We start from the raw sequence: 15814 nt of genomic DNA on the forward strand, positions 1-15814 counted from the left end.
TTTGCGTGTTTTATTAACGTATTTTTCCTTTTTTTAGGAACTCATAATCGCATCCATAAAGAAAAGATGAATTCTTAGGAAAGTACAAAAAAATAAAGGCTAGTACATTATTATACTAGCCTTTTCTTTTTGCCTTATTTTCAGGACTTAAACAGTTTTACAATTTTAAATGTTCAACTGCTTATTTGATATTCCCGAAAGTGGTCAGTAACTGTCTTACATCAGCCACAGTTTTAAGATTATATCTTGCCGCCGAAGCACCAATTCCCACCTTAATAGTATAAGACTTTTTAGGCATTGCTAGGAATGTATCTTCATCCGTTACATCATCACCTGCAGCGAAAACGAAATCGTACTTGTCGTCTGCAAGGAATTTAACCGCCGCTTTTCCTTTATTGACATCCTGACTTTTCACTTCCACTACTTTATTTCCGTGCATTACTTGAAGGTTCATGTTAGAAACCAAGTAATTTAAGTTGCCAACAAGCTCATTTGCTCTTAAATCACCAAAGTCAGCATCTGCCTTACGGTAATGCCATGCAATAGAGAAAGCTTTTTCTTCTACAAAAGAACCTGGAGTTCTATCAACATAGCGGTCTAGCATTCTGCTGATTTTTGATTTCCAATCAGAATTTAAATTGTCAATCATTTCGAAGTCCTGATCACCTCTTCTCAACCAAATACCATGTTCAGCGATGATATCTACTTTAAAGTCGGCAAACCAAGCCTCTAGTGTTTCTTTGTCTCTGCCACTGATAATCACTACTCTGTTTTTAGGATCAGCAGTGATACTGGCCATAATTTCTTTTAATTCCTGATCTGGAGATACTGATTGTGGGTCTGCAGCAAAACCTTTTAGCGTACCGTCATAATCAAGGAAAATGATACGTTTAGATGCTGCTTCATATTTTTCAAGCATTCTTTCTTGAGATTTTTTAGGCAATAGGCGAGAATTCATCGCCATTTGTTTTTCTTTAATATTGTCGAGCTGATTCATAAAGATCTCTACCCAACGATGCACATTGTAACGTCTTACTTTCTTCTGCATCTCTTTCATTCTGCTGCGCTGTTCTTCCTCAGGCATAGTGAGTGCATTGTGCAACGCTTCAACAATCTGATTTTCATCATTAGGGTTGATCAATATTGCTTCTGAAAGTTCTTTGGCCGCTCCAGCCATTTCACTAAGGATAAGTACACCCTGCTGATCCGTTTTACTTGCAACGTACTCCTTACAAACTAAGTTCATACCATCACGAAGTGGTGTTACAAGCCCAACATCAGAAGCTTTATAAAGTGCTGATAATCCATCAAAACTAAATGATCTATAGAAATAATGAATCGGAGACCAATTCATACGGCTATATTTACCATTAATTTTACCAACCAATGTATCAATTTCTTCTTTTAGATGTTGATACTGATCTACTTTGTCTCTTGATGGAACTACCAGTAAAATCAAAGAAACCTCACCTTGGTATTCAGGATATTTTGACAAGAATTTATCAAAACCCAATAGACGGTGTTTGATTCCTTTACTGTAATCCAGTCTGTCAATCGAAAGGATGGATTTATTCTTACTTAATAAGTCACCGTAAGCGATAACTTTTTGTTTTGTTTTACTAGAATCTGCCGCTTGTTCAAACTTATCGTAGTCAATACCCATTGGGAACGCATCTACAGAAACTAATCTATTTTTCACTTTTACAAGACCCAATGAACTGTCATAACCTAATAGACGGTTCACCGAACTTAAAAAGTGTCGCATATCGTCATAAGTATGGAATCCAATCAAATCTGCACCTAGTACACCTTCTAAAGTTTCCTCTCTCCAAGGGAGTAAACGGAAAATCTCATAAGAAGGAAAAGGGATATGATTAAAGAAGCCAATTGTAGCATCCGGCAATGCCTCTCTAAGCATACCAGGTAATAATAACAGCTGATAATCGTGTACCCAAATAGTATCTTCAGGCTCAGCATGCTCTAAAATGGCTTGTAAGAAAAGTTCATTCACATGAATATAAGAGTCCCACAATTCTTTTTCGTAAGTGGCATATTCTGTGAAATAATGGAAAAGAGGCCATAAAGTTTTGTTACTATAACCCTCATAAAATTTATTGACATCTTCTTTAGTCAAATACACAGGAGCCATATTGTCTTTCTTCAGCTCTTTTTCTATGTGTACTTTTTCCTGATCATCATGGCCGTACGTACCAGGCCATCCAATCCATAAGTTGCCCCCTTGCTTGTAAGTTGTGCTTAAACCTGTTGCTAATCCTCCTGAACTTGGGTGAAAGCTAAGCGAACCGTCTTCTGCGTTTTTATTAACAGTAACGGGAAGTCGATTAGAGACAATAATTGTTTTCTTAGACATGTTATTTGTTAGTTAACTAATTTGGTGATGAGATACCTGGACAAAATTAAGAGACTTATTTGATGAGGTATTTATAATATAAATTGAAACACACGTTCCCAATTAAGGAAAATCCAGACTCCTATACCTCCGAGAACTATTCCAATGGCAGATCCCAGAAGGAGCATTTTCTGATTATGTTTTCTTTCTTTCAGTTTTATTTCAAGCTCAATTTCTTCGGGCAGGTCTGAGATCAGAAGTAGGTGATTTTCCCTGTCTTCAATCTTAGCATCATAATCCTTGAGCTCTTTCTCCTTAGCGTCTAAAATATCCTGATAATTTTCCAGCACATTTAATACGCTGTCTTTGGAGTGCTTTAGTTCTTTAAATAGATCATCTAATTCACTATCGCTGATTGGTTTCTTTTTTTCGAATGGGAAATAAATATATACCCACAGTAAAATGGTAAAAAGTGAAAGTCCACTAATCCACCACCAAAGATATTGTTGGACATTATGAATCAGTTGGAACCATACATCATTCATATACAAAAAATTTTGTTGGTATTAATACCTATTTACATTAAAAAATGCAACTCTACAATTTACAATTATTAATTTTAAAGTGTATAAGTAGTAAGCTAAAAGTTCTCTCAAGAATTGAATTTTCAATAGGCTCTTTTATTTTGCATAAGTACCTAAAACTACTAGGCTACAATAACTCTGCTGTTTAATAAGGATAAATAACCTATTTTGCATCAACTATTTAATAATGTAGGGGTTTGAGGTAGGGTATTTTTATTTATACTTGTATAAGTAAATAGATGTTAACAAATAGATTAACTACGATTTTAACTACTCTTGATTTTTATTATGTCAGAAAATGATTTCATAAACAAAGGTAACGATGCTTTTAAGGATGGGAAAAATGCGTCCCTTTCATCATCAGATGAAGACGAGAAGCTATTGAAAAAAATTTCAGACTATACCGATGAACTAACTCTCCCAGAATCAAAAATGTCTCATAGTGAAGCATGGGAGAAAGTTCAGAAGAATATCCGTCAGAATACCTTTGAAGTGGAACATAATCCAAATGTTTTTGAAAAGCTTTTGAGCTCAAAAACCATGACAAGAGTTGCTGCTGTAGTGGGTGTATTGGTTGGGATTTATACTTTATGGTTCTTTTCCAATGATATAGAGCAAGTGGCTTCTAATGATGGAACGTTGGAATATACTTTTCCTGATGGATCGGTAGCCATGCTTAAAAAAGGATCTTCTGTACAGTTTTTAAAAGCGGGTTTTGACAGGCAAATCTACCTTGATGGTCATGCACAGTTTTATGTGAATGATGATGGAGGTGAAAACCGTACTTTCGAGGTGAAAACAGATAGAACGGTGGTTTTTGCTCACGATGGAAGTCAGTTTGACTTAAGAGATGACCAACACATTTTTCAACTGACAAACTTAGGGGAATCGCCTATTTTATATATTGAAGAACATAGTGCAGACAAGAAATTAATGTCACTTGAGAGCGGTATGATGTTGGAGACTTTCTCTACTGATCTATCTGCACCTATCCAAAGGGGTCTTTTGCATACTAAATGGGTGGAAGGTAATTTCTCCTACTTTGAAGCTCCAATTGTGATGGTGATAGAGGACTTGGAAAAGCAGTTTGGAGTTGTAATTGAGCATGAATTACATACTTTGGATTTAATTTTCACGGGAGATTTTCAGAGTAGTAGTATAGAAAGTGCATTGACAGAGATCTGTTCTCAGGTTTCTTTAGAATTTATGTTAGAGGGAGAGAAAATTTTACTTCGAGAAAAAGAGTAAAGTAGCAGAAGAGTTGAATCAGACTTCATTTTATTGATAAAAAACAACCCCCATGTACAAAAAGTGCATGGGGGTTATTTGTATGATCAGTTATTGAACTTAGACTTTGATCTCTACGTCAACACCTGAAGGTAGGTCAAGCTTCATCAAAGCATCAACTGTCTTTGGAGAAGACGAGAAGATGTCGATCAAACGCTTGTAAGTACAAAGTTGGAATTGCTCACGTGATTTCTTGTTAACGTGTGGTGAACGAAGAACAGTGAATTTTTCTTTCTTTGTTGGAAGAGGTACAGGACCTGCAACTACAGCGTCTGTTTTCTTTACAGCTTCAACGATTTTACCAGCAGACTTGTCTACTAAGTTGTGATCGTATGACTTAAGCTTGATTCTGATTTTTTGTGTCATATCTTTTGTTATGATGCTAGCCGTCCACTAGCGGATTATATATTTCATAAACTCTGAATCTACCGTTGTAGATTCAGAAGTTTATGATTATTGACAATTTATAATTACTTCTTAGCTTCAGCAATTACGTCTTCAGCAACGTTTCTTGGTACTTCTTTGTACTCAGAGAAAGTTAATGAAGCCGATGCACGACCTGAAGTAATAGTACGAAGGTCAGTTACGTAACCGAACAACTCTGATAAAGGTACATCAGCTTTGATTACAACTGCACCGTTTGAGATCTCTTGTCCTTTCGGAAGACCACGACGCTTGTTGATATCACCGATTACCGCACCAGTGTATTCGTCTGGAGTAACTACAGAAACGTCCATGATAGGTTCAAGGATGATTGGCTGACAAGATTTTGAAGCCGCTTTGAAACCTAATTTAGCTGCTAATTCGAATGATAAAGCATCTGAATCGACATCATGATAAGAACCGTAGAATAAACGAACGCGCATTGCGTCGATTGGGTAACCTGCTAAAGCACCGCTGCCCATAGCTGCTTCGAAACCTTTTTGTACAGCTGGGATAAATTCTTTTGGAATTACACCACCTTTGATTTCGTCAACAAACTGAAGACCTGGCTTAACAACACCATCCTCATCTGGCTCAGCTGGACCAAGTTCGAATTGGATATCGGCGAATTTACCTTTACCACCTGTTTGCTTCTTGTAAGTCTCTCTGTGTTCAGTAGAACCTTTGATAGCCTCACGGTAAGCAACTTGAGGAGCACCTTCGTTGATTTCAACGTTGAATTCTCTCTTAAGACGGTCGATGATGATCTCTAAGTGAAGCTCACCCATACCTCTTAAGATAGTTTGACCAGTTTCGTGGTCAGTTTCAACTGTAAGCGTTGGATCCTCTTCTACTAGTTTAGCGATAGCCATACCTAATTTATCTACGTCACCTTTTGTTTTAGGCTCAATAGCAATACCGATTACCGGCTCAGGGAATACCATCTCTTCTAATACGATTGGAGCACCAAGCTCAACAAGAGTATCACCAGTTTTGATGTCTTTGAAACCTACACCCGCACAGATATCACCTGCCTCAACTTGAGGGATTGGATTCTGCTTGTTCGAGTGCATTTGCATCAAACGAGAGATACGCTCTTTTTTACCAGTACGCATGTTCAATACATACGAACCAGCTTCTAAAGTACCAGAGTAAGCTCTTAAGAAACATAAACGACCTACGAATGGGTCAGTAGCGATCTTAAATGCTAACGCTGAGAATTTATCTGAAGCATCTGCCTTACGAGTCTCCTGCTCACCAGTTTCAGGGTTAGTACCCAAAGTATCTGGTAAATCAAGTGGAGATGGTAAGTAAGAACAAACAGCGTCAAGAAGTGCTTGAACACCTTTGTTTTTAAATGCAGAACCACACATTACTGGAGAGAATTCCATGTTCATAACAGCCTTACGAACTGCAGCACGAACTTCATCAGCAGTAATTGAATCTGGGTCTTCGAAGAATTTCTCCATCAACTCCTCATTGTGAGTAGAAACCGCCTCGATAAGGTTTTCTCTCCACTCAGCAACTTCGTCAACCATGTCAGCAGGGATGTCGATTACTTCGTAAGTAAATCCTTGGTCAGCCTCATTCCAAACGATAGCTTCGTTTGTAATCAAGTCAACAACACCTCTGAAACCTTCTTCAGCACCGATTGGTAATTGTAAAGGAACTGGAGTTGCACCCAATTTCTCTTCAATTGTTTTCACTGCTTTCAAGAAATCTGCACCAGCACGGTCCATTTTGTTGATGAAACAGATACGAGGTACCTTGTAGTCATCAGCTTGACGCCATACAGTTTCAGATTGAGGTTCTACACCAGATACGGCACAGAAAAGTGCTACAGCACCATCAAGTACACGAAGTGAACGCGCTACTTCTACTGTGAAGTCAACGTGACCAGGAGTGTCAATGATGTTTACTTTGTACTCTTCTGAAGCTGGAGTAGCCTTACCCTGTTCAGTAGGGTAGTTCCATGTAGTGGTTGTAGCAGCAGACGTAATAGTGATACCACGCTCTTGCTCTTGCTCCATCCAGTCCATAGTAGCAGCTCCGTCGTGTACCTCACCAATTTTGTGAGATTTACCTGTGTAATAAAGGATACGCTCTGTAGTCGTAGTTTTACCAGCATCAATGTGAGCCATGATACCGATGTTCCTTTGGTGCGAAAGATGGATCTTCTTAGCCACGGATTATTAGAATCTAAAGTGTGAAAATGCTTTATTTGCTTCTGCCATACGATGAGTATCATCTTTTTTCTTCACTGCAGCACCCTCTCCACGAGAAGCAGCAATGATTTCGGCAGCTAAACGTTCTTTCATAGTACGCTCGTTACGCTTTCTTGACATAGTGATCATCCACTTCATGCCTAAAGATTGCTTACGATCTGGACGTACTTCTACTGGCACTTGGAAAGTAGCACCACCTACACGGCGAGCTTTAACTTCCACTGCAGGCATTACGTTAGAAAGACCTTTCTTCCATACGTCTAATGCGTCAACAGTTTCGCCTTCTTTTGAAAGTTTTTGCTCAACGATTTCTAACGCGTTGTAGAAAATGCTGTATGCAATACTTTTCTTTCCGTCAACCATTAAGTTGTTAACGAATTTTGTTACCATAGTATCACCAAATTTAGGATCTGGTAATACGTAGCGCTTTTTAGGTTTTGCCTTTCTCATTTCTCTAAAGAATAAATAATTTAAGAGATGCCCTTACTGACAAAATTGTCTTTGCTTCAGGACTTGGACTTTAATTAATTTTTTAAGTAAGTAGGTATCTATTACTTCTTAGGTTTCTTAGTACCATACTTAGAACGACGTTGACCACGTCCTTCAACACCAGCAGTATCAAGTGCTCCACGAACGATGTGATATCTCACACCAGGAAGATCTTTAATACGACCACCACGAATCAAAACGATTGAGTGCTCTTGCAAGTTGTGTCCTTCACCTGGGATATAAGCATTGACTTCCTTACCGTTAGTCAAACGAACCCTTGCTACTTTACGCATCGCCGAGTTAGGCTTCTTAGGCGTAGTAGTATAAACTCTTGTACATACTCCTCTACGTTGAGGGCATGAATCTAATGCAGGAGATTTAGATTTTAAAACAATCTTCTTTCTTCCTTTTCTAACAAGTTGTTGAATAGTAGGCATTTACTTAAATTTTAATTTAAATGCGTCTAACGTTCGATACTATTAATTCTCGAATGCAAAAATTTTACAGTGGGCAAAGGTATCAATTATTTACGTGAAATCCACATCTTATTATAAACAATTTGTTATGAGAGTGTTATCATTGATTAATAATGGTGTTAATAAAAGCTAAACGTCTATTGTGGAAAGAATTAATAGAAATTTGATGCTTGAATAATAGTTCATTAACTATTCATTTTTTTGTGGTCAGTTATGGTATGGAATCCTATTATTTATCCTAACTTTACTTTTAGTGTGAAAATAATCTTAATTTTCACACATTTGTAAGCGTATGTTTAGAATATATTAAACCAAGAAAATGAGGAGTTTTAAACATACGGTTAGTGTCAACATTACTTCAAAATTTTTATGCTCAATTTACGCAAGTTCATATTTTTTACTTCTATCTTCTTAATCAGTAGTGCTATAACTTTTGCTCAAAGTGAGAAGAGAAAAAAAGCGGATGTGTATGTTACAGGAGGGTTAGAGATTATTCTTTCTGGAAATACCGGCCTTAAAATAGATGGTCAGGAATTAAATAGTGGTGTGGTTCGTTTTGCACCTGTTTTCAATTGGCAGTCTTTAGTAAATATTGATTTTAGCCCTCACTTCGGATTATTCACAGGTTTGGGGATCAGAAACGTAGGGATGATTTTTGATGTGCCTGATGCTTATATTGATAAAACAAAAGTGGATGGCCCAGTTCGTAAAAAAGTGAGAACTTATAATTTGGGTATTCCAGTGGGGATTAAGTTTGGCAATCTCCATGGTATGTTTTTTTATGCTGGATATGAATTTGAAGCACCATTTCAATACAAAGAAAAAACTTTTGTATCTGAAAGAAAGCAAGATAAGTTTTCTGTTTGGTTTACAGACCGTGTAAATCTGCAACATAGTTTGATGTTTGGAATTCAGTTTCCTTATGGAACAAACTTGAAAATGAAGTACTACCTTAATAACTACTTCAACTCATCATGGGGTGAAGGACAGTCTAAAATGGTGGGTACAACAATGAATTATAATCAGTTGTCAGGAAATGTATTTTATGTCTCTCTGAACTTCAGCATATTTAGAAATACAAAATTCTATTATTCTGAGTATGAAAAGAAACACACTTTCCCTGAGAGTTGATAAGTTGCAGAAAAAAGGGGATGTAAAATTCTCGTTTTTATGATAGAGTTCTTTAGAACTTAAATAGAAAAAAGGAATGAAAAGCGATTAATTTTCATTCCTTTTTTTGTACTTACTTCAGCTATAATGTATGTTCTTCAGCTTGTGTATTCTTGATTTCTAATTGATCAGAAAGCTTATCAAGATCTTTTGATATTGTAAAAATAAAAGTACTTCCTCCTTCTTTATTATTCTCCACCCAAATGTCTCCGCCATGTCTGCTTATCACTTTCTTGCAGTTGGCAAGTCCTAAACCATTACCGTCATATTCTGAGTGCAGACGAGTAAAGGCATCAAAAATAGCATCCTTTTTATCGTTTTTAATACCAATACCATTGTCAGTTACAGTAAACTTCCAATGTTGCACTTGAGATTGTGCCTTAATGGTAATGACAGGAGTGGTGATTCTATTTCTGAATTTTATAGCGTTAGAGATCAAATTTAGAAATACTTGATACATTCCTAATTTATAGCAATTGATTTCAGGGAGTTCGTTTTTTCTCTCAATTCGGCTAGAAGAAGCGTCAATGTCTGTTTTAAGATCGTCAAGGACATTATCAACTAAATCATCAAGTGCTACATATTCCGTTTTCTTGAAAATACTTTCATTACCGAAGTCCAATAATGAGACTACAAGATTTCTCAGTCGCTTTATTGATTTATCTACAATTTCAAGTTCCTCCTTATTTTTACTGTCCTCAAGTGATAAATCTATCAGTTGTGAAATGCTATTAATAGGAGACTTGATGTCATGACAGGCGTGATACACAAAATTTTCAATTTCTTTATTTTTCTGGAGCAACTCCAGTTCAATCTTCTTGGTTTGAGTAATATCAACAAATGCACCTATAAAAGAAGTGGCCTTACCCTCCTCATTATATTCAAATCCACTGTCTCGAGATAAACACCACACCCAATCTCCTTTTTTAGATTTAATTCTATATTCCAAGGTGAAAAATTGTCCCTCTTTGGAATGACGAACCTTTTTAAGATGCTCGATTACATTTTCTCTGTCACTAACATGAAATAGAGAAATAAAATCATCTGTGGTCATTTTATTGATCTCCTCACGTGAATAACCAAATATTTCGGTGTATTTGGAGTTGGTGTATTCTGTGGTTGCCGTTTGGAAATTATAGATATAGATACCATTGATGGAGTTGAGGTCTATTTTCTCAATAAAGTTTTTTCTTTCAATGAGCTGTTTTTTGATGTTGTAGTCATTAGTGACATTTCGGGTGATCAAGTTGAGACGGAAAATCTCTCCATTTTTTATCACAGGGGTTACAGTAGTGTCATAATGAAGGGCGCCTAAAGGGGATGGGAAATCCACTTTATATGATTTGGCAATCCCTGTTTCAAAAACAGAAGTCAGAATATTTTTGACTAGATCTTTAGTGTAATCATTAGGTAGCAAATCAATTAAATAGGCTCCCATTACTTCTTCTTTTGTAAGTCCAGGAGAAACATGATTGACATATTGAATTTTATATTCTCTGTCTATCTGAAATAAATGATCGGTATTGTGTTCAATCAGTGAGTAATAAAGTTCTAGTTTGTCCTTCAACGGATTTTTGTATTTAAAGAAACGGTTAATGTCAACAATCAATGCAATTGCTTTTCTTGCTCCTTCTATTTCAACACTGCTTAGCGATATTTCGACATTTATTACACTGCCATTTTGATGTTTGATTCGAATAGGGTCTGTATTCCCCATTTTTCTTCTTTTAGGGTTTTGTAGAAAAGAGTCAAATTTCCGTTGATGTCCATGAATTGTTTTTTCAGGCATCAAAATGGACATTGGTCTTCCAATAAGGTTTTTTGGCTTGTAACCTAGTACATCAGTGATGGCATCATTTGCAAATTCTATTACACCCTCCTCATTGACCATAATCAGGGCTTCGGAGAGGTTTTTAAGTATAGTGAGTTGAGAGTCCAATATCGCAATAGTTATAGGTTTATTTTTTAGTACAAAGTCAAAAATAAATCATAGTTAATTCTAATTTATTTTTTTTGAGTACAACGCTAAAAAAACATATTAATAGTACTCTATTAAAAGTTTTTTGAAGGAAGTAATCGCAAAACAATAAATAGAATTAGTATTAGATAGTTTTGAATTTGTACTTAAGCATACTGAGAGTAAGAAAATGTTTGATTTAAGGCATGTTTAAGATAGTAGAGGTTTTTTAACTGGTTAAGATCAGCCAACTATTTTTTTAAACGGATGCTTTTTAATCAATGAAATTTCAAACATGTTCTTGTATAGCGTTGTCAATTTATTTTAAAAAAGAATATCAATAGAAATTAGTTACTCACATTCATAAATGAAAAAGAAGAAGAGATTGCTTTTGAGGAATAATTGAATAGTAAAACTTTATCTTCATTAAGTGCTAAGACAAAATTAGTTCATAACGGTTTTGTTTAAGGACGTTACATAAATAAAAAATCCCCTTGTAAACACTGCGTTTGACAAGGGGATTTTTAAGAGAATTGGAGGTTACTTTATTTTACCTGTTTCAATTCTTGGTTGAGAGCTTTTAATTCCGCATTAAAAGCTTTTTTATCTGTAGCACCACAAATTTTCATTAATGCATTTGATGTGCTCTTGCTGTTCTTTCTGTTTTCTGCTTTCGCTTCTTCAGGAGTAATTTCTCCATTTTTCTTTTTCTTGGAGATTTTTCCAGATGTATTCATCTGAGTCAATTTCAGCTCATAAACCTCTTTGGTTTTTGCTTCGTCAAGATTATACTTTTCAGCAAGGGCCTCAGAGAAGTGCTTCGCTTTTTTCTGCTTTTTGTTGAGTTTTCCATCTTGTGCAAAAGATGTCAATGTTACAAGTAGTGCTACAAGGATAAATAAATACTTTTTCATTTCAGTAAAAAATTGTTTTTAAAAATTACTATACTCATTCCCAGTGTATAAAGGGGAGCATAGAAGTCACACACGAATAAATAAACAGTACATTAAAGTTTGTTCTTTAATGTGTCTTAAAATTACTCAAAAATTATTATTTATCAATTTTATTCCAAAAACAAGGTGACATTTTCCCGTAAGGTATATAACACAGTGTAAAACAGTTATTCACTTTAAATAATTACGAAAATGAAAAAACAGCTATTATTAATCTCGTTGGCCCTAGTTTCTATGTTCTCATTTGCATCTAATAACCCAGAAGAGGATGAAAAGTCTGCAAACACTGCTGAAGCAAAAGCGGAAAGTCATGTGATGATTTATAAAGGACTTTATTTATCTATGGACGATGAGGCGGTGAAAAGTTATATTGTCAATGAATTAAATGGAAAACCCGAGACAAATGGAGATTACGTTGTAAAGTTTTTTGATCAGGACGCTTTTATGAGACCGATCTATGATGAAGGGAAACTTGAAAGAGTGGAAATCATATTAAGAGCGAGTTACTCAGATGATGTGATCAATAACCTCAAAAACTTGGAAACGACAATTGCCGCTACTGAAGGATGGAAAGAAAGCAAAGCTTCTGATGAGCAGTGGTTGTTTGAAAAAGACCTTGATAAAACAGTCGACAATATGAATCAAATCACAATTTATACATATGGTATTCACGCTGACAAAGTAGGTGGCGGATGGCATACGCAGATTCAAATTGCACCTCGTTTTCAAGGGCAGTCATTGTCAGAAGAGGAAATAAATGAGAGAAGTCAAGAGTTTCAATCTTTGATTAACTAATAGCATATTTGAAATATCTCTTTTTAAAAGATACATTCCAAACATGCTCTAATATGGATTTATAAAGAATAAATAGGTGTGCAACAATGTACACCTGTTTTTTTGTCCTAATATTTTTAAAACTCAGTCCTAAAAAAAATTACTTTCTTAAATTGATGGGAACAATTATTAATGCCATTAAAATGAAAAAGTTATTACTAGGCCTAGGTTTGATCTTGGGCTCGATTCAACTCACTATGGGACAGGATTTAAATAAAATGCAATGGTTCAACGCACCAGAAAAATGGAGTGTTGATGGCAGTACTTTGAAGATGCAGGTCACGCCACAAACGGATTATTGGAGAAAAACACATTATGGCTTTACAGTGGATGATGGACCTTTTTTATATGAACTGAGAGGTGGAGAGTTTGAAGTTTCTGTGAAAATCACTGGAGCTTATAAAACACGTTTTGATCAAATGGGTTTGATGCTGAGAATTGATGAGAAACATTGGATCAAAACAGGAATTGAATATGTAGATGGTGATTATAATTTCAGTGCTGTTGTAACGAACGAACACAGTTCATGGAATTATATAGCTTTGGAGGGTAAACCGAAATCAATTTGGATTAAAGCCATTCGAAGACAAGATGCTGTAGAGATTTTCTATTCTTTAGATGGGGAAAAATATACAATGAGCAATCTAGCTTACCTTCCAGATCACAAACCTGTAATGGTGGGTATGATGGGAGCAAGCCCTGATGGAACTGGTTTTGAAGCTACTTTTGAGGAGTTTAAAATCAAGCACCTTGCAGATGAGAGAAGATTGGAGTGGTTGGAGAAAAATAAAGAATAGCCTAGTTTTTTCATAATCTTTTAAGCATGAACTTTCTACTTGTAAATTTATAGTGAAGGTTCATGTTTTTTATTTTTAGAGTATGATAATTTTAGATTGATCGATGGTACATTTTATTGAAAAATATTATAACTTAAATTAATCCTTAACTAATCCATTGTTATACTGAGGTAAAAAAGCAAAACCCAAAACACTTATGAAAAAACTATTTATATTTCTCTTTGCCTTATTTATTATTTTTTCCTGTAAGCAAGGCAGTACTCAAAATAACATTCAACTTGTCAATGATTATATCTCTTCCGTAGAAAATTTAGAATTTGAAGTTATGGGGGATTTACTTTCTGAAGATTATATAGGTATAGGCCCCTCCGTGGGGGATTCTGTGACGAAGAAATCTGCTGTTGCAAATTGGAAGCAAAACGTGAAGACCCTTTATTAAAGTATAGAATACCAGAAGTCAAGAACACTATCTGTAGATATACCTGATGGAGAGAATCAGGGAGAATGGGTTACAAATTGGGCTCAAGTTAAAATTGAATACAAGAATGGACAAATAGTAACAATACTAGCTAATACTGTATATATGGTTGAAAAAGGTAAGATCAAAAAGAGTTATACTTTTTACAATGAAGCAGATGCGTTTGAGCAGCTTGGGTTCTTTTATATCCATCCTGATGATACTTCTCTTTAATTCTTAAGCGAGCTAAAATTTATTCCATGAAGAAAATAATATTAATCCTTTTTATTCAACTGATTGCTATCGTAGCATTTTGTCAGACTACATATACTATAGATCAATCCACAGCAGAGAAGGAAAAACAACAGTCTCCTCCACCTCAGCCTACCGTTTCAACACCTACAACGTCTATAGCGAAAGGTTTGGGGCTTTTTGCTTTTCCCTCTCAAGGTCAAGATCAAGCAAAACAAGATGCAGATGAGTTGGAATGCTACAAATGGGCAATGCTGCAGACAGGGTACGACCCGATAAATCCTCCGCAAATTCAAGCTAAAAAAGCGGATACTTCAGCAGATGGTACTGCGGTTGTGGGAGCTGCAGGAGGAGCCGCAGCGGGTGCCACAATAGGTGCGATTGCCGGTGATGCCGGTAAAGGTGCTGCAATAGGTGCGGTGGCAGGAGGTTTGAGAGGAAGAAGAGCAAAAAAATATGGTGATGCTGTAGAGCAAGCCCATAATAATCAAGAAGCCGCTGCTCAACAAAAAGCACTTTCAGATAATTTTAAGAAGGCTTTTTCAGCGTGTATGACGGGTAAAGGTTATTCGATACAATAGCACTAGTAATTTTTTTTAAAAAAAGAGGCTAATAATCATAAATTGATATTAGCCTCTTTTTATGTATAAAATCAATAGACTTGAAAAATTACAAATTGATTACTTCATAATAAAACGCTCAATCAAAGGTCCAATTCCCGCAAAGAAAAACTCTACAGCCATTACCATTACAATTAAGCCCATCAAACGAAGCATTAATTTATTGCCTGTCTCACCAATCACTTTCATAATAGAACTTGCAGAAAGTAAACTCAAACAAGTAATTAATAATACCGCTGTGATCGCAAGAATTAAACCGCCAATTTTCATGGGATCTCCACTTGCGTTATCCATCAAAATAATAGAATTGGCAATCGATCCCGGTCCGCAGATAATAGGAATTGCTAAAGGAGTAATAGCAACATCTTTTGCATATTCATGAATTTCGTCTTTAGTGACTTTTACACTTCCTAAACGTGCTTGAAGCATATCAAAGCCTACTAAAAAGAAAATCATACCACCCACCACTCTTAAACTGTCAATAGAGATTCCGAAAAATCTGAAAAGTGACTGTCCTGTCAGTGCAAAAAACAGAAGGAAACAGAAGGCAATAAATGAGGCTCTAAGTGCAGTATTCCTTCTTTCCTCTTTAGATAGCTGATTAGTCATGGTCATAAAAACCGGCATAATCCCCACTGGATTAATCAGCGTAAAGAAAGATGTGAATGCCAAAAGGGCATAAGTAAAAACTTCGTTCATTTTATATTATATGGAGTTGTATGTGTGTTGGGTGCAAAGTAAAGGAGAATGGGGGAAGAATCATAACAATAAAGACTTAACCGTTTGTAGCCGATTAAGTCTTTAAGTAATTCAATTCTAAGTATATGACAAAAATTGATTGAACAGCATTTCTAGCTGTTCATAAAATTTATTTTGTAGGCATTGAGAAAGTTTCTCTAAGCCATATTTAAATAAACTTTTGGCTTTCCTTCCATGAGAT

General features: G+C 35.8%; 15 protein-coding genes. 6 read left to right on the top strand and 9 right to left on the bottom strand.

What is annotated here, in order from left to right:
- Nucleotides 1-181 precede the first annotated feature (181 nt).
- On the bottom strand, nt 182-2371 hold the full coding sequence (locus HHU12_RS16585) for a bifunctional alpha,alpha-trehalose-phosphate synthase (UDP-forming)/trehalose-phosphatase (protein WP_169657868.1): 2190 nt from the start codon (nt 2369-2371) through the stop codon (nt 182-184).
- Between the two features lie 71 nt (nt 2372-2442).
- Nucleotides 2443-2895, bottom strand: coding sequence for a hypothetical protein (locus tag HHU12_RS16590; protein WP_169657869.1), 453 nt, complete (start codon nt 2893-2895; stop codon nt 2443-2445).
- Nucleotides 2896-3222: 327 nt separating this feature from the next.
- On the opposite strand from HHU12_RS16590, the gene HHU12_RS16595 reads away from it, so the two are divergent.
- The gene (locus tag HHU12_RS16595; protein ID WP_169657870.1) at nt 3223-4182 is read left to right on the top strand and encodes a FecR domain-containing protein; all 960 of its coding nucleotides are present in this window, start codon (nt 3223-3225) and stop codon (nt 4180-4182) included.
- 99 nt (nt 4183-4281) lie between these two features.
- On the opposite strand, the gene rpsJ is transcribed toward HHU12_RS16595, so the two are convergent.
- The 4 genes from rpsJ to rpsL all read right to left on the bottom strand — a co-directional run bounded on the left by rpsJ (nt 4282) and on the right by rpsL (nt 7795).
- Entirely contained in the window at nt 4282-4587 is a 306-nt protein-coding gene (gene rpsJ / locus HHU12_RS16600; RefSeq protein WP_044202335.1) for a 30S ribosomal protein S10, read from the bottom strand.
- A gap of 104 nt (nt 4588-4691) precedes the next feature.
- A complete protein-coding gene (gene fusA, locus HHU12_RS16605) occupies nt 4692-6830 on the bottom strand; it encodes an elongation factor G (protein ID WP_169657871.1) in 2139 nt (712 codons plus the stop codon).
- 6 nt (nt 6831-6836) lie between these two features.
- Entirely contained in the window at nt 6837-7319 is a 483-nt protein-coding gene (gene rpsG / locus HHU12_RS16610) for a 30S ribosomal protein S7 (protein WP_062618625.1), read from the bottom strand.
- Nucleotides 7320-7420: 101 nt separating this feature from the next.
- Nucleotides 7421-7795, bottom strand: a complete 375-nt coding sequence (rpsL, locus tag HHU12_RS16615; RefSeq protein WP_044202330.1) for a 30S ribosomal protein S12 — start codon at nt 7793-7795, stop codon at nt 7421-7423.
- Nucleotides 7796-8203: 408 nt separating this feature from the next.
- Here rpsL and HHU12_RS16620 point away from each other — a divergent pair, with 408 nt between their 5' ends.
- Nucleotides 8204-8965, top strand: coding sequence for a hypothetical protein (locus HHU12_RS16620; RefSeq protein WP_169657872.1), 762 nt, complete (start codon nt 8204-8206; stop codon nt 8963-8965).
- Between the two features lie 121 nt (nt 8966-9086).
- Here HHU12_RS16620 and HHU12_RS16625 read toward each other — a convergent pair whose 3' ends face one another.
- The gene (locus HHU12_RS16625; RefSeq protein WP_169657873.1) at nt 9087-10943 is read right to left on the bottom strand and encodes a PAS domain-containing sensor histidine kinase; all 1857 of its coding nucleotides are present in this window, start codon (nt 10941-10943) and stop codon (nt 9087-9089) included.
- Between the two features lie 563 nt (nt 10944-11506).
- Complete coding sequence (locus HHU12_RS16630; protein ID WP_169657874.1) at nt 11507-11875, bottom strand: hypothetical protein; 369 nt, start codon at nt 11873-11875, stop codon at nt 11507-11509.
- 231 nt (nt 11876-12106) lie between these two features.
- On the opposite strand from HHU12_RS16630, the gene HHU12_RS16635 reads away from it, so the two are divergent.
- From HHU12_RS16635 to HHU12_RS16650, 4 genes are all read left to right on the top strand, one after another.
- Nucleotides 12107-12709 (top strand): hypothetical protein, encoded by a 603-nt coding sequence (locus HHU12_RS16635; protein WP_169657875.1) that lies wholly within the window; start codon nt 12107-12109, stop codon nt 12707-12709.
- 182 nt (nt 12710-12891) lie between these two features.
- Nucleotides 12892-13545: a DUF1349 domain-containing protein gene (locus HHU12_RS16640; protein ID WP_169657876.1), complete on the top strand. Its 654-nt coding sequence runs from the start codon at nt 12892-12894 to the stop codon at nt 13543-13545.
- Between the two features lie 196 nt (nt 13546-13741).
- A complete protein-coding gene (locus HHU12_RS16645; RefSeq protein ID WP_169657877.1) occupies nt 13742-13984 on the top strand; it encodes a hypothetical protein in 243 nt (80 codons plus the stop codon).
- Nucleotides 13985-14262: 278 nt separating this feature from the next.
- Nucleotides 14263-14835 (top strand): glycine zipper domain-containing protein, encoded by a 573-nt coding sequence (locus HHU12_RS16650; protein ID WP_169657878.1) that lies wholly within the window; start codon nt 14263-14265, stop codon nt 14833-14835.
- A gap of 99 nt (nt 14836-14934) precedes the next feature.
- Here HHU12_RS16650 and HHU12_RS16655 read toward each other — a convergent pair whose 3' ends face one another.
- Nucleotides 14935-15573 (bottom strand): MarC family protein, encoded by a 639-nt coding sequence (locus tag HHU12_RS16655; protein WP_169657879.1) that lies wholly within the window; start codon nt 15571-15573, stop codon nt 14935-14937.
- Nucleotides 15574-15814 lie beyond the last annotated feature (241 nt).

It is taken from the genome of Flammeovirga aprica JL-4 (genome assembly GCF_012844305.1).
Taxonomy (GTDB): domain Bacteria; phylum Bacteroidota; class Bacteroidia; order Cytophagales; family Flammeovirgaceae; genus Flammeovirga; species Flammeovirga aprica.